Source organism: Pseudomonas sp. P9_31 (assembly GCF_034008235.1).
In the GTDB taxonomy this organism is placed as follows: Bacteria; Pseudomonadota; Gammaproteobacteria; order Pseudomonadales; family Pseudomonadaceae; genus Aquipseudomonas.
In genome coordinates, this window is record NZ_CP125375.1 from 3,607,986 (window position 1) to 3,626,363 (window position 18,378).

15 protein-coding genes are annotated in these 18,378 nt (G+C 60.3%); 9 read left to right on the forward strand and 6 right to left on the reverse strand.

The features are described 5' to 3' along the window. The first annotated feature begins 82 nt into the window (after positions 1-82). A complete protein-coding gene (locus QMK51_RS15720; RefSeq protein ID WP_320390817.1) occupies positions 83-976 on the forward strand; it encodes a LysR family transcriptional regulator in 894 nt (297 codons plus the stop codon). Here the strand turns inward: QMK51_RS15720 and QMK51_RS15725 are convergent. The 5 genes from QMK51_RS15725 to QMK51_RS15745 form a co-directional block, all read right to left on the reverse strand. Continuing rightward, on the reverse strand, positions 942-1,556 hold the full coding sequence (locus tag QMK51_RS15725; protein WP_320390818.1) for a GNAT family N-acetyltransferase: 615 nt from the start codon (positions 1,554-1,556) through the stop codon (positions 942-944). The two genes, QMK51_RS15720 and QMK51_RS15725, sit on opposite strands and share 35 nt — an antisense overlap. Before the next feature lie 14 nt (positions 1,557-1,570). Then, entirely contained in the window at positions 1,571-3,826 is a 2,256-nt protein-coding gene (locus QMK51_RS15730; protein WP_320390819.1) for an Orn/Lys/Arg decarboxylase N-terminal domain-containing protein, read from the reverse strand. A 285-nt stretch (positions 3,827-4,111) separates the two neighbouring features. Then, the gene (gene dnaQ / locus QMK51_RS15735) at positions 4,112-4,870 is read right to left on the reverse strand and encodes a DNA polymerase III subunit epsilon (protein WP_320390820.1); all 759 of its coding nucleotides are present in this window, start codon (positions 4,868-4,870) and stop codon (positions 4,112-4,114) included. Between the two features lie 208 nt (positions 4,871-5,078). Further along, entirely contained in the window at positions 5,079-5,531 is a 453-nt protein-coding gene (gene rnhA, locus QMK51_RS15740) for a ribonuclease HI (protein ID WP_003180633.1), read from the reverse strand. 92 nt (positions 5,532-5,623) lie between these two features. After that, positions 5,624-6,382: a methyltransferase domain-containing protein gene (locus QMK51_RS15745; RefSeq protein WP_320390821.1), complete on the reverse strand. Its 759-nt coding sequence runs from the start codon at positions 6,380-6,382 to the stop codon at positions 5,624-5,626. Positions 6,383-6,447: 65 nt separating this feature from the next. Here QMK51_RS15745 and gloB point away from each other — a divergent pair, with 65 nt between their 5' ends. From gloB to fabI, 8 genes are all read left to right on the forward strand, one after another. Then, on the forward strand, positions 6,448-7,215 hold the full coding sequence (gene gloB, locus QMK51_RS15750; protein WP_320390822.1) for a hydroxyacylglutathione hydrolase: 768 nt from the start codon (positions 6,448-6,450) through the stop codon (positions 7,213-7,215). Between the two features lie 99 nt (positions 7,216-7,314). Beyond that, a complete protein-coding gene (locus QMK51_RS15755; RefSeq protein WP_320390823.1) occupies positions 7,315-8,769 on the forward strand; it encodes a transglycosylase SLT domain-containing protein in 1,455 nt (484 codons plus the stop codon). A gap of 306 nt (positions 8,770-9,075) precedes the next feature. Continuing rightward, the gene (locus QMK51_RS15760; protein ID WP_413817540.1) at positions 9,076-10,884 is read left to right on the forward strand and encodes an extracellular solute-binding protein; all 1,809 of its coding nucleotides are present in this window, start codon (positions 9,076-9,078) and stop codon (positions 10,882-10,884) included. Continuing rightward, on the forward strand, positions 10,881-12,722 hold the full coding sequence (locus QMK51_RS15765) for an extracellular solute-binding protein (protein WP_320390825.1): 1,842 nt from the start codon (positions 10,881-10,883) through the stop codon (positions 12,720-12,722). Before QMK51_RS15760 ends, QMK51_RS15765 begins: the two co-directional genes overlap by 4 nt. 4 nt (positions 12,723-12,726) lie before the next feature. Further along, positions 12,727-13,800, forward strand: coding sequence for a microcin C ABC transporter permease YejB (locus QMK51_RS15770; protein WP_320390826.1), 1,074 nt, complete (start codon positions 12,727-12,729; stop codon positions 13,798-13,800). Position 13,801: 1 nt separating this feature from the next. Continuing rightward, complete coding sequence (locus QMK51_RS15775; protein ID WP_320390827.1) at positions 13,802-14,821, forward strand: ABC transporter permease; 1,020 nt, start codon at positions 13,802-13,804, stop codon at positions 14,819-14,821. Between the two features lies 1 nt (position 14,822). Beyond that, a complete protein-coding gene (locus QMK51_RS15780) occupies positions 14,823-16,433 on the forward strand; it encodes an ABC transporter ATP-binding protein (RefSeq protein WP_320390828.1) in 1,611 nt (536 codons plus the stop codon). Between the two features lie 22 nt (positions 16,434-16,455). Further along, positions 16,456-17,250, forward strand: coding sequence for an enoyl-ACP reductase FabI (gene fabI, locus QMK51_RS15785; protein WP_253424056.1), 795 nt, complete (start codon positions 16,456-16,458; stop codon positions 17,248-17,250). A gap of 180 nt (positions 17,251-17,430) precedes the next feature. On the opposite strand, the gene QMK51_RS15790 is transcribed toward fabI, so the two are convergent. Beyond that, positions 17,431-18,297, reverse strand: coding sequence for a LysR family transcriptional regulator (locus QMK51_RS15790; protein WP_320390829.1), 867 nt, complete (start codon positions 18,295-18,297; stop codon positions 17,431-17,433). Positions 18,298-18,378 lie beyond the last annotated feature (81 nt).

Genomic DNA, 18,378 nt, shown 5'->3' on the forward strand with positions numbered 1-18,378 from the left:
GTTATGAGCAGAAGTCATATGCCCGCACTTGAGTTAGGATTCAGTGACTGACTCCCTCACCTGCTGAACATGGACTTCACGCATGCGTTTACGTCATATCGAAGTGATCCAGGCGCTCTTGCAGACCGGTCACCTGGGGACCGCCGCCGAATGGCTGCAGTTGCCGGTGGCCGAGGTTGAACGCACGCTGCGTGACGCCGAGGATCAGTTGGGTTTCATGCTGTTTGCCAGCGTGCGTGGCCGTCTGCAAGCCACGCGTGAGGCGCGGGAGTTACAGGTCGAGATTGCCCGCGTCTACGAAGCCCTTGAGCCGGTCCAGCGACTGGCCAGCAGCCTCAAGCAATATTTGGCCCCACCCCTGCGAATCATCTGTACCCCGCCTCTGGCGCAACAATTGTTGCCACAGAGCATCGCGGCCCTGCGCCGACGCCTCCCCGACGCACCTTGCACCCTCCTGAGCCAGCCGACCCGCGAGATTGTCAGAAGCCTGCTGCTGCGTGAAAGCGATCTGGGCCTGAGCTTGCACGACCCGGACCACGACGACGTCCATTGCCAGGTCATCGCTCAAGGCAAACTCCAGCTGCTGGCGCCCCATGGCTGGCTGCAACCGAAACAGAAGTACATCTCGCTGCAAGACCTGGCCGGTCAGTCGATGGTTGGCCTGGAAGGTCACGACCCGCTAAGCCCCGCGCTGGACACCAAGCTGCATGCGTTGCGCCCTTCCCCGGTCATCCAGACCCGGGTCCAGACTCATCAAATGATGCGCAGCATGGTCGAGGCCGGTGAAGGCCTGGCCATCGTCGACCCGTTTACCGCCCTCGGCGCCAAATCGGCCGGGCTCGACGCCTGCCCGCTGGCACCTGCCGTACCGATCAGTGTCTATGCCTTGAGCCTGAAAAACGTCGAGCCGTCCTCGGCGATTCAGGCGCTGCTGGACATCATCACGGAACAAGCCGTGGCGATGCTGGCGAGCTGAGCGGGTTTTCCAGCGGGTTATCGAACAACCGATACCAGAACAACGCCACTTCGGCGGTGTTCGGGTCGATCCCGCGATAGCGCAGATGATCGATCCCGCCGACCACATAGCCGCACCGCTCATAAAGTCGGCAGGCCCCCAGGTTGTTGTTCTGGGTTTCCAGCATGATGCCCGGCAGTTTTTTCTTGCGGCTCCAGAACTGCGCCACGTCCAGCAGCGCCTTGGCCACACCATGACGGCGTGCCGGAGCATGCACTGCCAACTCATCGATATGAGCGAAACTGTTCCAGTTGGTGCTGACCACCAGATGCCCCACCGGCTCGTCGTCCAGATAGGCCATGAAAATCTCGCTGTCGGCGGCATCGCGAAAACTGCTGAACTCCTCGGGATCGATGCCATAGCACTTGCGGTACGGGGTAATCGGCGTCACTGGCCACTGCGCCACCGGCTTACCGATTTCGGCGGCGCCGTAGGCGGCGACTTCGAAACTGAAATCACTGCCCCAGATATAAGCCGCAAAGCCCTCATCGGCGACACGCACCGACAGGCCTGGATATTTGGGATTCATGACGGGTTGCATACTCGCAAAGGTCCTCATTCCTTGATGCAATCGACGGTGTAGTGCCGTCCATTGCCCTCATCTTCGTGTTGCAAGCCATGCACATCGGCGACAAACCCGGGGAAGCTACTGTCGAATGTACGGGCAAACTTCAGGTAATCGATGATCGAACGGGTCGACTCGGTGAAACGCTCGCCGGGCATGATCAACGGGATCCCCGGCGGGTATGGCACCAGCATCACCGCCGCGATCCGCCCGTCCAGAGCATCGATCGAAACGGCCTCCACTTCACCGCGCACCAATTGATCATAGGCGTCCGCCGGCTTCATGGCGACTTCCGGCAGCACCGTGTACATGCGTTTGAGGTGTTTGGCCGTGGCGTTGCTGCGATAACAGGCGTGCAATTGATCGCATAAATCGCGCAAGCCCATGCCTTGATAACGGGCGATATTCTGTTGCGCCACGCACGGCAGGCAGGTGGCCAGGCTGACGTTGGCGTCGTAACTGCGCTTGAACTCCAGCAACTCGGTCAGCAGCGTGCTCCACTTGCCCTTGGTGATGCCCATGGAAAACAGCACCAGGAACGAATACAGCCCGGTCTTTTCCACGACCAGCCCACGCTCCCAGAGGAATTTGCTGACCACCGCCGCCGGAATCCCGTGCGCACTCAGGGCACCGCCCGCCGTCAAACCCGGCATTACCAGCGTGACCTTGATCGGATCGAGCAGCACGTAGTCGTCGGTCACGCCGCCAAAGCCATGCCAATCGGCATCGGGTTGCAGCAGCCAGTCCTGGCTGAACACCCGCTCGATGCTTTCCACCGAGGGCGGCTGCCAGATGGAAAACCACCAATCATCGGCGGCGATATGCTGGCGCAGATTGGCCAGGGCCCGGCGAAAGCTCAGGGCCTCGTCGAACATTTCCTGCAACAGCGAACGACCGGCCGGCCCTTCCATCATCGCCGAGGCCACGTCCAGCGAAGCGATGATGCTGTACTGCGGCGAAGTCGAGATATGCATCATGAACGCTTCGTTGAAACGGTCGCGATCCAGTTGCCGCGCACCACCGTCCTGAACGTGAATCATCGACGCCTGGCTGAACGCCGCGAGCAATTTGTGTGTGGAGTGAGTGGTGAACACCAGCGGGCTGTCTTCGCTGCGGGAAGTGCCCATGCCGTAACGGCCGGTGAAGAACTCGTGGAACGCCGCATAGGCAAACCAGGCCTCGTCGAAATGCAGCACCTCGACGCTATTGCCCAGGCTCTGCTTGATCAGCTCGGCGTTGTAACAGAGGCCGTCGTAAGTCGAGTTGGTCACCACCGCCAACTTGACCTTCGGCACGCGGCCCTGGGTCAGCGGGCTGGCGTCGATCTTGGCCTGGATCGACTCACGGCTGAATTCGCTCAACGGAATCGGGCCGATAATCCCCAGCTCATTGCGCTCCGGGCACAGGTACAGCGGGATCGCGCCGGTCATGATGATCGCGTGCAACACCGACTTGTGGCAGTTGCGGTCCACCAACACCAGATCATCCCGGGCCACCATGGAATGCCAGACGATCTTGTTGGCGGTCGAGGTGCCATTGATCACGAAAAAGGTGTGATCGGCGCCGAAGTTGCGGGCGGCTCGAGCTTCGGCTTCCGCCAAGGGACCGGTGTGATCGAGCAGCGAACCGAGTTCCGGCACTGACACCGACAAATCCGAACGCAAGGTGTTTTCCCCGAAAAACTGGTGAAACGCCTGCCCCACCGGGCTCTTGTGATACGCCACGCCGCCGCCATGGCCTGGCGTGTGCCAGGAATAATTGGAGTCGGCGGTATGTTGCACCAGTGCCTTGAAAAACGGCGGCAACAAACCGTCCAGATACTTGCGCGCCGCGCGGGCGACCTGACGGGCGAGGAAGGGCACGGTGTCTTCGAACAAATAGAGAATGCCGCGCAGTTGATTGAGCTCAGCCATGGCATCGGCCGGGGCGTTTTCCAGCGTTACCTGCTCGCCCAGGGCGAAGATCGGCAGGTCTGGTGCCCGAACTCGTGCCAGACGGATCAACTCGGCCATGTTCTGTAGAAGATGAGAATGGGTGCTGGCGTCTTCGGCGGCAATCAACATGCAGGAGAGGCCATGATGGGTCGAAGCGACCAGACGCCCCTCGGTGTAATCGACCGCCGAAACGATACTGAAACCTTCCTGCTCCAGTTCCCGGGCGATGCCACGCACACGATCACCGGCAACGGTGTCGGCCTTGATGTCGCGGTGGACGATCAGGACCGGGAATTTCAAATCTTTATACATGAGGCTCGGCGTCCTGAAGCGGCAGACCGTGGCCTGCCAATAACCTCAGGGTAGAGGGTTGGAGCGCATGTGGCGAGCGGGATGCCCTGAAGTGGGTTGGCGGGCGCACTATCATGTGGCCGGCAATCTCAACATTCAGAATGATTACCTGTGGCGAGGGAGCTTGCTCCCGCTGGGCTGCGAAGCAGCCCCCTGAATTCGCTCAGATACACCGTGCCGGCAGGATTTGCGACTGCTGCGCAGCCGAGCGGGAGCAAGCTCCCTCGCCACAAACACCCATCAAGATCAGGCCTGAGCCTTGGCCTCGGCCAATTGCTGCCACAGCGACGGGGCGCCGGCGGATTTGGCGATGGCTTCGAGCCGCGCAACATGCTGGGCCAGATCCTCTTCACTGGCGCGGATGATCCGGGCCGGCTGACGATCGGCCGGCAGGCGACGGATTTCGGTGGCGGAGTTGTCCGCGCCTTCGCCCGAACCATTGCCATCGGACGCATTACCGGCCAGCGACAGGCTGGTCTGGCCGCCGGTCATGGTCAGGTAAACGTCGGCGAGAATCTCGGAGTCGAGCAAGGCGCCGTGCAGTTCACGGCCGGAGTTGTCGACACCATAGCGTTTGCACAAGGCGTCGAGGCTGTTGCGCTGCCCCGGGTGACGTTCCCGGGCCATTATCAGGGTGTCGAGGATCGTGCAGTGTTGCGTGATGTCCGCGCGATCATGATGGCCCATCAGGGCAAATTCGTTGTTGATGAAGCCAACGTCGAACGCCGCGTTATGGATGATCAGCTGCGCGCCCTTGATGAACTCGAAAAACTCATCGGCCACTTCAATGAAACGCGGTTTGCCCACCAGGAATTCGTTGGTGATGCCGTGAACGCCGATGGCGCCTTCGTCACTCTCGCGATCCGGTTGCAGGTAAACATGGAAGTGCCGGCCGGTCAGGCGCCGACCGATCAACTCGACACAACCGATTTCGATAATCCGGTGGCCGTCGGTCACCGGCATGCCGGTGGTTTCGGTATCGAGTACAACGGATCTGGTGGCCATCAGTGCTCAGCTCTCAACGGGTCAATCGTGCAAAAACGGCGATGTTAACACGCTCGCGGGGTCTTTCAGGTACACCGTGTTGCGCCCAATCGCGAGCAGGCTCGCTCCCACATCAAACGGGGGGCGCACACTGAATTTGTGCTCCATGGAGATCAAATGTGGGAGCGAGCCTGCTCGCGATTGGCCGCGCCACGGTGCCACGTCGGAATCAAGCCTGCTTGTACCCGCGCACCTCATCCACGCCACGGTTGGCTAGTTGGTCGGCCCGTTCGTTGCCGTGATGGCCGATGTGCCCGCGCACCCATTTCCAGGTGACGTTGTGGCGGTTGACCTGTTCGTCGAGCAGCTTCCACAGGTCGGCGTTTTTCACCGGTTCCTTCGCCGCGGTTTTCCAACCGCGCTTCTTCCAGTTGGCCATCCACTCGTTGATGCCTTTCATCACATATTGGGAGTCGGTCACCAGCAGCACGTCGCAGGAGCGTTTGAGTTCTTCCAGGCCACGGATCGCGCCCATCAATTCCATGCGGTTGTTGGTGGTGTTGGCTTCGCCGCCCCAGAGTTCTTTTTCAACGCCCTTGCACACCAGCAACGCGCCCCAGCCGCCTGGGCCAGGGTTGCCCTTACAGGCGCCATCGGTGAAGAGTTCTACGCTATCGCTCATGCCAATCTATCCAGAAAATGCGGTGGCTCGCCGATCGGTGACCGACGATGCCCGAGGCCGGGGCATACCCGACCGGGAATATAAAAAGTGTATTACGGCTCAAGGTGACGACGGTTGACCTTGGCCATCGGCAGCGGAATCAGCTTGCCCATCGGCTCGCGTCGTTCCTGACGCACCGGCCGCAGGCCCACCACGATCTTGCGCGCGACTAATAAATAGAAGCCGCCACCCGACAATTGCCAGTCACCGGCCTTGCGTTCCCAACCGGCCAGACGGGCTTGCCAGGCAGGCGACGCAAGCGGCGGACGATAGCACCCGAAGCGGCGTTTCTCCAGCGCGAAGCCCAGCAGGTTCAACCAGTCACCGACCCGCGACGGCGAAATGCAGCGGGCCTTGCGCAAGGCGTCATGAGCGAACACACGACGCAGGCCCCAACTGCTCCAGGGGTTGATCCCTATAATCAGCAGATGCCCGCCGGGGCGCACGCTGCTCGCCGCTTCACGCAGCAAACCGTGGGGCGACAGGCAGAAATCCAGCCCATGCTGCAACACCACCACATCGGCGGCGTGCTCGCTCAACGGCCAGGCCTGCTCTTCGCAAACAATCTCGACCCCCGGCAATGGCGCACCGAGCCGTACATTGCGCTGGACCTGCGGCGCCGACGGTGGCGTCTGCGCCGAGGGGCCGTAATGCACCAGGTAGCCGCCGAAGAAGCGCCCCAACTCGTCTTCGAGCATGCGCCGTTCTTCGTCCAGCAGAAATTGCCCGATGGGGCCGGACAGCCATTCACGGGCCGCGCTGATCAATGCCAGCCAGTCAGGATCAGCCTGAGCGAACGCTTTATCGGTCATTGCATTCTCCAAAGCGCCAGGAAGTTCTAAGATGCACCATTGTTTTCCGCTTGGCGAATCCGACGATGATACAGATCAGTGCCCTGCCCGCGTTCACCGACAACTACATCTGGTTGCTACAAGACCACAGCACCCAGCGCTGTGCCGTGGTCGATCCGGGCGATGCCGCGCCAGTACAGGCCTGGCTCGCGGCACACCCGGGTTGGGTGTTAAGCGATATTCTGATCACTCATCACCATCATGACCATGTCGGCGGCGTCGAGCGGCTGAAAAAAGCGACAGACGCGACCGTCTATGGCCCGGCCAGCGAAACCATCCCGGCGCGGGACGTGGCTCTTAAGGACAACGACCGCATCAGCGTGCTGGGCTGGGACTTCGAGGTCATCGAAGTGCCGGGCCATACCCTCGGGCACATCGCCTTCTATCGCCTGGGCCATTTGTTTTGCGGCGACACCCTGTTCGCCGCCGGTTGCGGACGCCTGTTCGAAGGTACGCCCGAGCAAATGCATCACTCGCTGAGCCGCCTCGCGGCGCTGCCCGAAGACACGCTGGTCTACTGTACCCACGAATATACCCTGAGCAATCTGAAGTTTGCCGTGGCGGTCGAACCGGGTAACCCCGATACCCTCGAGCGGCTGGCCAACGTCACCCGACAACGGGAAGCCGGAACCATGACGCTGCCTTCGACACTGGCGCTGGAAAAGCTCACCAATCCGTTTTTGCGTACCGGCGAAACATCCGTTAAAGAAAAAGTGGACGAACGGAACGGAACCGATAACCGGGCTCCGAGTGCGGTTTTTGCTGCTCTTCGGGCTTGGAAAGATACGTTCTAAGCAGCCTGCCCGGTGGTACAAAAATTCTGAATGGTTGACCGCAGGGGGTACGCTTTCTAGAATCGCCCGACATTTTTGCCCGGAACTCACTTCCAGCCAATGTCGTCATCTACTCGCAAAGCCATCAATTCAGACGCATTGACCCGCCTGGCTCAAGCCATCGCGGTGGCTGTGTCCGCCACTTTGGCGGGCTGTTCCAGCCATGTGCCGCAGACCGACGCGACACACACCCCGAATATCGCCGCTCGAGCCAAGCAAAAACCGATCTGGCTCAGCGAAAAACCGACACCGCAAATTCCACAGGACGTCTGGGAGCGCATGCGCCAGGGCTTCCAGCTACAGGACAACCTGGGCGTCAACCCACGCATCGAACAACAGCGCCTGTGGTTCGCCAGCAATCCGTCCTTTCTCGAGAACGCCGGCGAACGCGGCAGCCTCTACATTCACTACATCGTCGAGCGCCTTGAAGAACGCAACATGCCGCTGGAACTGGCGCTGTTGCCAGTGATTGAAAGCGCCTACAACCCGATGGCCTATTCCCGGGCCGACGCGGTGGGTCTTTGGCAATTCATCCCGTCCACCGGGCGTTACTTCAACCTGCGCCAGACCCGTTTCTATGATGGCCGTCGCGATATCACCGCGTCGACCACCGCGGCCATGGATTACCTGACCCGCCTGCACGACATGTTCAACGGCGACTGGCTGCTGGCCCTGGCGGCCTATAACGCTGGTGAAGGCACGGTCAGCCGGGCCATCGAGCGCAACGAGCGACTCGGCTTGCCGACCGACTACTGGAACCTGCCGCTGCCAGCGGAAACCCAGGCCTATGTGCCGAAGCTGCTGGCCCTGTCGCAAGTGGTGTTGGCGCCTGAAGCCTATGGCGTGAACCTCAACCCGATCGCCAACGAACCGTACTTCCAGGTCGTCGAAATCAACCAGCGCATGGACCTGTCCAAGGTTGCCGCGGTGGCCAACATCGACGAAGACGAGCTGTTCCAGCTCAACCCGGCCTTCAAGCAACGCACCACCATCGACGGCCCCCAGCATCTGCTGGTGCCGACGTCCAAGGCGCAACTGCTGACCGCCAGCCTGTCGACCATGCGCCCTGAGGAGCTGATCAGTCAGCGAACGCTCAAACCGGTGTTCGAAGGTGCCGACGACAGCGAAATCGCCAGCCTCAAGCGCGCTTACCGGGTCAAGCGCGGCGACAATCTGGCTACCATTGCCAAGACCAACAAGGTCGACGTCAAAGACCTGCAACGCTGGAACAAGCTGAACGGCAAAAACCTCAAGGTCGGCCAGACCCTGGTGATGCAGGACACCACCAAGCGCAGTTCCGGGCGCGTCAACACCGTCGTGGCGGCGAACAGCAAAGCCGGCAGCAAGGCAGACAAACAGAAGCCGCAGACCCAGTACAAGGTCCAGCAAGGCGACTCGTTGTACATGGTTGCCAAGCGCTTCAACGTTGAAATGCAGCACCTCAAGCGCTGGAACCCGCGGGTTGGCCAGGCGCTGAAGCCGGGGCAGATGCTGACGGTTGCTTCGCCGCATTAAACAGCACGCCCTGTCGAGGGGCTTTGTGGCGAGGGAGCTTGCTCCCGCTGGGTTGCGAAGCAGCCCCAAAACCTGAAACCCGGTAATTTCTGACACGCCGCATACTTAGGTTTACGACTGCTTCGCAGCCGAGCGGGAGCAAGCTCCCTCGCCACAGGTTCTGCGATCCGCCGGACTATCACCTCACAATTAACAACGCATTAAGCCCCGTCTTTTTCCTGTCGATACAAGCTGTTACTGTACGGCCCACAAAGCCCAAGCCGCCTGGATCGGATCTCTGACTTGAAGCATCCCCTCCTCCTTCTCCTGATCAGCCTGGCCTTGAGCTCCTCCGCAAGCGCGACGATCAGCGAAAGCCACGGTTATGCGCAGTTCGGCACGCTCAAGTACCCGGCCAGATTTACCCACTTCGACTGGGTCAACCCGCAAGCGCCCAAGGGCGGTACGTTGCGGGTGATGGCGTTTGGCACCTTCGATACGCTCAACCCTTACACCTTCAAAGGTTCGAGCCCGGTTTCCACCGCCAACTTCCTGCAATACGGCATCAACGAACTCAACGAACCGCTGATGGTCGGCACCGGCCAGTACGCGCCGTCCGGCGACGAGCCGACGTCCAGTTATGGCCTGATCGCCCAATCGGTGGAATACAGCGAGGACCGCAGCTGGGTGGTGTTCAACCTGCGCCCCGAAGCGCGTTTCCACGATGGCACGCCGATCACCGCTTACGACGTGGCGTTCTCTTACCGTCTGCTGCTCAAGGAAGGTCATCCGCAATACCGCACCAACCTTCAGGAAGTGTCGCGGGTCGACATCCTCAATCCGCAACGCATCCGTTTCGTCTTCAAACGCTCCGGCAATCCGCTGCTGATCCTGCGCCTGGGCGAGTTGCCGGTGCTGCCTCAGCATTACTGGGAAGGTCGCGATTTCAAAGCCACCACCTTCGAACCGCCATTGGGCAGCGGGCCGTATCGCATCACTTCGGTAACGCCCGGTCGACAGATCGTCTTCGAACGGGTCAAGGATTACTGGGGCAAGGACCTGCCGGTCAATCGCGGCAAGTACAACGTCGATCGCATGGAAGTCGAGTTCTACCGTGACAGCGACGTGGCTTTCGAGGCGTTCAAGGCCGGTGAGTTCGACATCTACATCGAGCATCAGGCGAAAAACTGGGACAACGGCTACGACTTCCCCGCCGTGCGCCGTGGCGATGTGATCAAGGCGCAGATCCCGCATCAGATTCCGACCCAGAGCCAGGGCCTGTTCATGAACACTCGGCGGTCGACCTTCGCCGAGATCAAGGTCCGTGAAGCGCTGGGGCTGATGTTCGATTTCGAGTGGACCAACCGGACGCTGTTCAGCGGCGCCTACACACGCGCCATGAGTTATTACCCCAACAGCGAGTTCTCGGCCACCGGACTTCCGGTCGGTCACGAATGGCTGCTGCTCAAGCCCTATCGCGATCAATTACCCGCCAAACTGCTCACCGAGCCGTTCAGCCTGCCGCAGACCGAAGGCCGCGGCATTCCACGGGAAACCCTGCGCAAGACCCTGAGCCTGCTCTCCGAGGCCGGCTGGAAGCTCAATGGTCAGCGACTACAGAACGCTATTGGCCAACCGCTGCGCTTCGAGATCTTGCTGGTCAACCCTAACCTGGAACGCATTCTTCAGCCTTACGTCGAGAACCTCGCCAGCATCGGCATCGACGCACGGCTGCGCACGGTCGATCGCGCCCAGTACAAACAGCGCCTCGATCAGTTCGATTTCGACATGATCCTGATGACCCTCAACCAGACCCTCAGCCCGGGTCTGGAACAATGGCAGTATTTCCACTCCAGCCAGGTCGGGGTAAAAGGCAGCAAGAACTACGCAGGCATCGCCAACCCGGTGGTCGACCACTTACTCGAACAACTGCTCGCCGCCCAGACCCGTGATGCACAAGTCGCCGCCGGCAAGGCGTTGGACCGGGTGCTGCTGTGGCAGCACTACATCATTCCCAACTGGTACCTCAATTATCACCGCCTGGCCTACCGCAACCGGTTCGCCTTCGTCACGACGCCGCCCTACACCCTGGGCCTGAGCGCGTGGTGGCTGAAATCTTCGGAGAAAGATCAATGAAACCCGTACGCGCCCTGCTCTTGCAGGCCAGCGGTCTGTTGTTCGCCGGGCTGGCCTGCGCCGCTCCGCAACATGCCTTGACCTTGTACAACGAGCCGCCGAAATACCCGGCCGACTTCAAACACTTCGATTACGTGAATCCCGATGCACCCAAGGGCGGAATCTTCCGTCAGGCCGGATTCGGTGGCTTCGACAGCCTCAACCCGTTTATCGGCAAAGGTGTCGCGGCCAACGACATCAGCATGATCTATGACACCCTGACCAAAAAAGGACTGGATGAACCGATCACCGAGTACGGTCTGGTCGCCGGCAAAATCGAAAAGGCCCCGGACAACAGCTGGGTACGTTTCTACCTGCGCCCCGAAGCGCGCTTCCACGACGGCCACCCGATACGCGCCGAGGACGTGGTGTTCAGCTTCCAGACCCTGATCAAGCAAGGCACCCCGCTCTACCGCGATTACTACAGCGATGTCGAGGAGGTGATCGAGGAAGACCCGCTCAAGGTGCTGTTCAAGTTCAAGCACAGAAGCAACCGTGAACTGCCACTGATCCTCGGCCAGTTGCCGGTGCTGCCCAAGCATTGGTGGGCCACCCGGGATTTCAACAAGGGCAACCTGGAAATACCTTTGGGCAGTGGCCCGTACAAGGTCAGCGAAGTGAAGGCCGGGCGCTCGGTGCGCTATGAACGGGTCAAGGATTACTGGGGCAAGGACTTGCCGGTCAATCGCGGCTTCTACAACTTCGACATCATGACCACCGATTACTACCGCGACAACACCGTGGCCCTGGAAGCGCTCAAGGCCGGGCAGTTCGATTACTGGGTGGAAATCAGCGCAAAGAATTGGGCGAACGCCTACAGCATTCCAGCGGTGACCGAAGGCCGGTTGATCAAACAGCAGATCCCGAACGGCAACCCCACCGGCATGCAAGGCTTCGTGTTCAACCTGCGCCGCCCGGTGTTCCAGGACGTGCGTGTGCGTCAGGCCCTGACCCTGTTGCTGGACTTCGAGTGGACCAACAAGCAACTGTTCAACGGCGCCTACGCGCGCACCCGCAGTTATTTCGAAAACTCGGATATGGCCGCCACCGGCCTGCCGGACGCCGATCAACTGGCGATCCTCGACCCGTTTCGCGGCAAGATCCCCGAGCAAGTGTTCAGCGAAGCGTTCCAGAACCCGGTGACCGACGCCAGCGGCATGATCCGCACCCAACAGCGCAAAGCCTATCAACTGCTGCAAGAGGCTGGCTGGCGAATCGTCGACGACAAGATGGTCGACGCCACCGGCAAACCGGTGACGATCGAATTCCTGCTGGCCCAGACCGAACTCGAGCGAGTGCTGCTGCCGTTCAAACGCAACTTGAGCGACCTGGGTATCGATCTGCTGATTCGCCGGGTCGACGTCTCGCAGTACGTCAATCGTGTGCGTTCACGGGACTTCGATATGATCGTCGGCAGCTTCCCGCAGTCCAGTTCGCCGGGCAACGAACAGCGCGAGTTCTGGACGTCTGCCGCCGCCGACAAACCTGGCAGCCGCAACTCCATGGGCCTGAAAGACCCGGTGGTGGACCAATTGGTCGAGCAACTGATCAACGCCGATTCGCGTAAAAGCCTGGTGGCCCACACCCGTGCGCTGGACCGCGTGCTGCAATGGGGCTATTACGTGATCCCTAACTGGCACATCAAGACTTGGCGCGTGGCTTACTGGAACCACATCGGCCATCCGAAAATCTCACCCAAGTACGACGTTGGCACGGATACCTGGTGGGTCAAGCCCGCCACAAAACCTGCGGTAGAAGTCGAAACCAAACTGCAAGCCGACCCTGCGGGCACGGAGTAATCAGATGCTGGCGTATATTTTTCGGCGACTGCTGCTGATCATCCCGACCCTGCTCGGCATTTTGCTGATCAACTTCGTGATCATCCAGGCCGCCCCCGGTGGGCCGGTGGAACAGATGATCGCCAAGCTCGAAGGCTTCGAAGGCGCCACCAGCCGCATTGCCGGCGGCGGTGCCGAAGTGTCGGTGGCCGGCTCGGCGTATCGTGGGGCGCAAGGCCTGGACCCGGCGCTGGTCAAGGAAATCGAGCACATGTACGGCTTCGACAAATCGGCGCCGGAACGCTTGTGGATCATGATCAAGAACTACGCCACCCTGGATTTCGGCGACAGCTTCTTCCGTGACGCCAAGGTCATCGACCTGATCAAGGAAAAGATGCCGGTGTCGATCTCCCTCGGGCTGTGGAGCACGCTGATCATGTACCTGGTGTCGATCCCGCTGGGGATCGCCAAGGCGACGCGACACGGTAGCCACTTCGATGTGTGGACCAGTTCGGCGATCATCGTCGGCTACGCGATCCCGGCGTTCCTGTTCGCCATTCTGCTGATTGTGGTGTTCGCCGGCGGCAGTTATTTCGACTGGTTCCCGCTACGGGGCCTGACCTCGAACAACTTCGATGAACTCAGCACCGGCGGCAAGATCCTCGATTACTTCTGGCACCTGGCACTGCCGGTCACCGCACTGGTGATCGGCCATTTCGCCACCATGACCCTGCTGACCAAAAACAGCTTCCTCGACGAAATCAACAAGCAATACGTGGTCACCGCCAAAGCCAAGGGCCTGACCCGTCACCGCGTGCTCTACGGCCATGTGTTTCGCAACGCCATGCTGTTGGTGATCGCCGGTTTCCCTTCAGCGCTCATCGGCATCTTCTTCACCGGCTCACTGCTGGTGGAGGTGATCTTCTCCCTCGACGGCCTCGGTTTGATGAGTTTCGAAGCAGCGATCAACCGCGACTACCCAATCGTCTTCGGCACGCTGTTCATCTTCACCCTGCTGGGGCTGGTGGTGAAGCTGATCGGCGACCTCACGTACACCCTTGTCGATCCGCGCATCGACTTCGAAAGCCGGGAGCATTGAGATGAGCCTGTCCCCTCTCAATCGCCGACGTTTCGAACTGTTCAAGGCCAATAAGCGTGGCTGGTGGTCGTTATGGCTGTTTCTGATTCTGTTCGGCGCAAGCCTCGGCGCCGAGCTGATCGCCAACGACAAACCGCTGGTGGTGCATTACGACAACACCTGGTATTTCCCGGCACTCAAGCGTTACCCGGAAACCGCGTTCGGCGGCGAATTCCCGCTGGAAGCCAACTACAAGAGCCCGTACATCCGCGAACTGCTCAAGGCCAAGGACGCCTGGGTGCTGTGGGCGCCGATTCCCTACAGCTACCAGAGCATCAACTACGACCTGAAAGTCCCGGCCCCCGCGCCGCCGTCCGCCGATAACCTGCTGGGCACCGATGACCAGGGCCGCGACGTGTTGGCCCGGGTGATTTACGGCTTCCGGATTTCGGTGCTGTTTGCTTTGACGCTGACCATTCTCAGCTCGATCATCGGCGTGATCGCCGGGGCCTTGCAGGGTTTCTACGGCGGCTGGGTCGACTTGGCCGGGCAGCGTTTTCTGGAGATCTGGTCCGGGTTGCCGGTGCTGTACCTGCTGATCATCCTCGCCAGCTTCGTGCAGCCGAACTTCTGGTGGCTGTTGGGGATCATGCTGCTGTTCTCGTGGATGAGCCTGGTGGATGTGGTGCGCGCCGAGTTCCTGCGCGGGCGGAATCTGGAATACGTGCGCGCGGCCCGGGCGCTGGGCATGCGCAATGGTGCGATCATGTTCCGCCACATTTTGCCCAACGCCATGGTCTCGACCATGACCTTCATGCCGTTCATCCTGACCGGCGCCATCGGCACCCTGACCGCCCTGGACTTCCTTGGCTTCGGCCTGCCACCGGGCGCACCGTCCCTGGGTGAACTGGTGGCACAGGGCAAATCCAACCTGCAAGCGCCGTGGCTCGGCATGAGTGCGTTTGCGGTGCTGGCGCTGATGTTGAGTCTGCTGGTGTTCATCGGCGAGTCCGCTCGCGATGCCTTCGACCCGAGGAAGTGAAATGAATCAGGACAATCTGATCGAAGTGCGCGACCTGGCCGTCGAATTTGTCGTCGGCGAGCACGTTCAGCGGGTGGTCGAAGGCGTCAGCTTCGACATCAAGCGCGGCGAAACCCTGGCCCTGGTGGGTGAAAGCGGCTCCGGCAAGTCGGTGACCGCGCATTCGATCCTGCGACTGCTGCCCTACCCGCTGGCCCGGCATCCGTCCGGTACCATCGAGTATTCCGGGCAAAACCTGCTGAGCCTGAAAGAGAAAACCATCCGCCACATCCGCGGCAACCGGATCGCGATGATCTTTCAAGAGCCGATGACCTCGCTCAATCCACTGCATTCGATCGAGAAGCAGATCAACGAGGTGCTGGGCATCCACAAAGGCCTGACCGGCAAAGTCGCGACCAAGCGCACGCTGGAACTGCTGGAGATGGTCGGCATCCCGGAACCCGAGAAGCGTCTCAAGGCCCTGCCCCACGAATTGTCCGGCGGCCAGCGCCAGCGGGTGATGATCGCCATGGCCCTGGCCAATGAGCCGGAACTGCTGATCGCCGACGAACCGACCACCGCGCTGGACGTGACCGTTCAGTTGAAAATCCTCGAACTGCTCAAGGAATTGCAGGCCCGTCTGGGCATGGCATTGTTACTGATCAGTCATGATTTGAACCTTGTGCGAAGAATTGCGCATCGCGTATGTGTCATGCAGCGCGGTTGCATCGTCGAACAGGCATCGTGCGAAGAGTTGTTCCGCGCGCCGCAGCATCCGTACACTCGGGAACTGCTGGCAGCGGAGCCGAGCGGCAAACCGGCGACCAACGTGATTGGCCCGCCATTGCTGCAGGTCGAGGACCTGAAAGTCTGGTTCCCGATCAAGAAAGGCTTTCTGAAAAAGACCGTCGACCACATCAAAGCGGTGGACGGGATCAATTTTAGCCTGCCCCAGGGCCAGACCCTGGGGATTGTGGGAGAAAGCGGTTCCGGCAAGTCGACGCTCGGCCTGGCGATTTTGCGGCTGATCGGTAGCAAAGGTGCGATCCGTTTTGAAGGCAAGCAGCTAGACTGCCTGACGCAGCACGAAATTCGGCCGCTGCGACGGGAAATGCAGGTGGTGTTTCAGGACCCCTTCGGCAGCCTGAGCCCACGGATGTGCGTGAGCCAGATCGTCGGCGAAGGCCTGCGGATCCACAAGATGGGCACCGAGGCAGAACAGGAACAAGCGATTATTGCGGCACTCAAGGAGGTAGGTCTGGACCCGGAAACCCGGCACCGCTACCCCCATGAATTTTCCGGTGGGCAACGGCAGAGAATCGCCATTGCCCGGGCATTAGTGCTAAAACCGGCGTTGATTCTGCTGGACGAGCCGACTTCGGCCCTCGACCGGACCGTGCAACGCCAAGTGGTGGAGCTGCTACGTTCACTGCAAACCAAGTACAACCTGACGTATCTGTTTATCAGCCATGACCTGGCTGTCGTCAAAGCGCTGAGCCACCAGCTGATGGTGGTCAAGCATGGCCAAGTGGTCGAACAGGGAGACGCGCAACGTATTTTTGCCGCCCCCCAACATCCGTATACACAGCAGTTGCTGGAGGCCGCTTTTCTGGCACCAGCCACTGCGCAATAAACCTGAAAGAGAGGAGCAACACATGGGTTTTCTCGCCGGTAAGCGCGTACTGATCGTCGGTGTCGCCAGCAAGCTGTCCATCGCATCCGGCATCGCTGCCGCCATGCATCGCGAGGGCGCTGAGCTTGCCTTCACTTATCAGAACGACAAACTCAAGGGTCGTGTCGAAGAGTTCGCACAAGGCTGGGGCTCGAGCCCTGAACTGTGCTTCCCGTGCGACGTGGCCAGCGATGCAGAAATCGCCAAGGTCTTCGAAGAGTTGAGCAAGAAGTGGGACGGCCTGGACTGCATCGTGCACTCCGTCGGCTTCGCCCCGGGCGACCAACTGGACGGCGACTTCACCGAAGCCACCACCCGTGAAGGCTTCCGCATCGCTCACGACATCAGCGCCTACAGCTTCGTGGCCCTGGCCAAGGCGGGTCGCGAAATGATGAAAGGCCGCAATGGCAGCCTGCTGACCCTGTCGTACCTGGGCGCCGAGCGCACCATGCCTAACTACAACGTAATGGGCATGGCCAAGGCTTCCCTGGAAGCTGGCGTACGTTACCTGGCCGGCTCCCTGGGCCCGGACGGCACTCGCGTCAACTGCGTATCGGCCGGCCCGATCCGCACCCTCGCCGCTTCCGGCATCAAGAACTTCCGCAAAATGCTGGCCGTCAACGAAGCGCAAACTCCGCTGCGTCGTAACGTCACCATCGAAGAAGTCGGCAACGCCGGCGCCTTCCTGTGCTCGGACCTGGCGTCCGGCATCAGCGGCGAAATCATGTACGTAGACGGCGGCTTCAACACCACCGCCATGGGCAACATCGAAGAGTGATCTTCGGTTAGCCGCTAGAAACCCGCCTCTTCAGGCGGGTTTTTTTATGCCTGCCATTTCAAAATCGATGCAATCCCCCTGTGGGAGCGAGCCTGCTCGCGATAGCGGTTCGTCAGTCGATACATGCCGTGCATCTGACATTGTCATCGCGAGCAGGCTCGCTCCCACAGGGGTTAGTGTTCAGTCGTCGATTTGTGTCAGACACCGGGCAAACAGCTGCTGGATCGGCTGTTTACGCTGGCTATAACGCTGCAACAGCACGATCTCCCGATAGAATGTCAGTTCGCCCAACTCTATCACCCTCACCCTGGCGCCATGTTCAAGCCACAGCCCGGCCTTGGGCAACAATGAAACGCCCAATCCGCACTCAACCATTTTCACGATAGCTTCCAGCTCATCCAGCTCCAGAGCTACCCGCACATCAATCTGCTGCTCGCGCAAAAAACGCGTCACCAGTCGCCCGCCGAATGAATTGCGGTCGTAGCGTACGTGGGGGTGGTTGACGAGTAACTGCAGCGGGTCGTCCTCCTCAAGATCTACCGGCACGATCAGCACAAACGGCTCCCGGCGAATGACTTGCACCGATAGTTCCTTGGGTAATTCAAACGGCGGCTTGATCAGAATCGCCAGGTCCACTTCCCCAGTGTCCACCTGGCTCAACAGGCTCAGGGATACCCCCGGCACCAGTTTCGCCTCCAGCAATGGCGCCTGTTGCCGAAGGCGCAACAGCGCCCGTGGCAACAACCCGGTCTGGACGGTGGCCACCGCGCCGATCTTCAATTCGCCATGAAACTCGCTGATGTCATCACTGACGGCCATGCGGTTGAAGGTTTCGAGAATTTCCTGAGCCATCGGCAACGCTCGCTGCCCCGCCGCATTGAGGAGGGCCTGACGTCCAGTGCGATCGAACAGACGTATGCCCAACGCCTGCTCCAGATTGCGGATCTGCGCGCTGACCGCCGACTGAGTCAGGCCGATGTGCATGCCTGCCGCAGCGAACGTGCCATGGCGCGTCACGGCAATGAAAGTTTTCAGTTCCCGCAGCATACGGCTCTCCAATTGATCGAAATAATTTGAGCTCGCTGAAAAAACTATCGTCTTTCAATCAAAAAGCACAGGACTAAACTC

Bases quoted from the DNA above. Each gene is read 5' to 3' on its own strand.
- QMK51_RS15790 (WP_320390829.1), bottom strand. From the start codon at position 18,297: ATGCTGCGGGAACTGAAAACTTTCATTGCCGTGACGCGCCATGGCACG.
- QMK51_RS15780 (WP_320390828.1), top strand. From the start codon at position 14,823: ATGAATCAGGACAATCTGATCGAAGTGCGCGACCTGGCCGTCGAATTT.
- QMK51_RS15765 (WP_320390825.1), top strand. From the start codon at position 10,881: ATGAAACCCGTACGCGCCCTGCTCTTGCAGGCCAGCGGTCTGTTGTTC.
- gloB (WP_320390822.1), top strand. From the start codon at position 6,448: ATGATACAGATCAGTGCCCTGCCCGCGTTCACCGACAACTACATCTGG.
- QMK51_RS15720 (WP_320390817.1), top strand. From the start codon at position 83: ATGCGTTTACGTCATATCGAAGTGATCCAGGCGCTCTTGCAGACCGGT.
- QMK51_RS15775 (WP_320390827.1), top strand. From the start codon at position 13,802: ATGAGCCTGTCCCCTCTCAATCGCCGACGTTTCGAACTGTTCAAGGCC.
- QMK51_RS15745 (WP_320390821.1), bottom strand. From the start codon at position 6,382: ATGACCGATAAAGCGTTCGCTCAGGCTGATCCTGACTGGCTGGCATTG.
- QMK51_RS15755 (WP_320390823.1), top strand. From the start codon at position 7,315: ATGTCGTCATCTACTCGCAAAGCCATCAATTCAGACGCATTGACCCGC.
- dnaQ (WP_320390820.1), bottom strand. From the start codon at position 4,870: ATGGCCACCAGATCCGTTGTACTCGATACCGAAACCACCGGCATGCCG.
- fabI (WP_253424056.1), top strand. From the start codon at position 16,456: ATGGGTTTTCTCGCCGGTAAGCGCGTACTGATCGTCGGTGTCGCCAGC.
- rnhA (WP_003180633.1), bottom strand. From the start codon at position 5,531: ATGAGCGATAGCGTAGAACTCTTCACCGATGGCGCCTGTAAGGGCAAC.
- QMK51_RS15770 (WP_320390826.1), top strand. From the start codon at position 12,727: ATGCTGGCGTATATTTTTCGGCGACTGCTGCTGATCATCCCGACCCTG.
- QMK51_RS15725 (WP_320390818.1), bottom strand. From the start codon at position 1,556: ATGCAACCCGTCATGAATCCCAAATATCCAGGCCTGTCGGTGCGTGTC.
- QMK51_RS15730 (WP_320390819.1), bottom strand. From the start codon at position 3,826: ATGTATAAAGATTTGAAATTCCCGGTCCTGATCGTCCACCGCGACATC.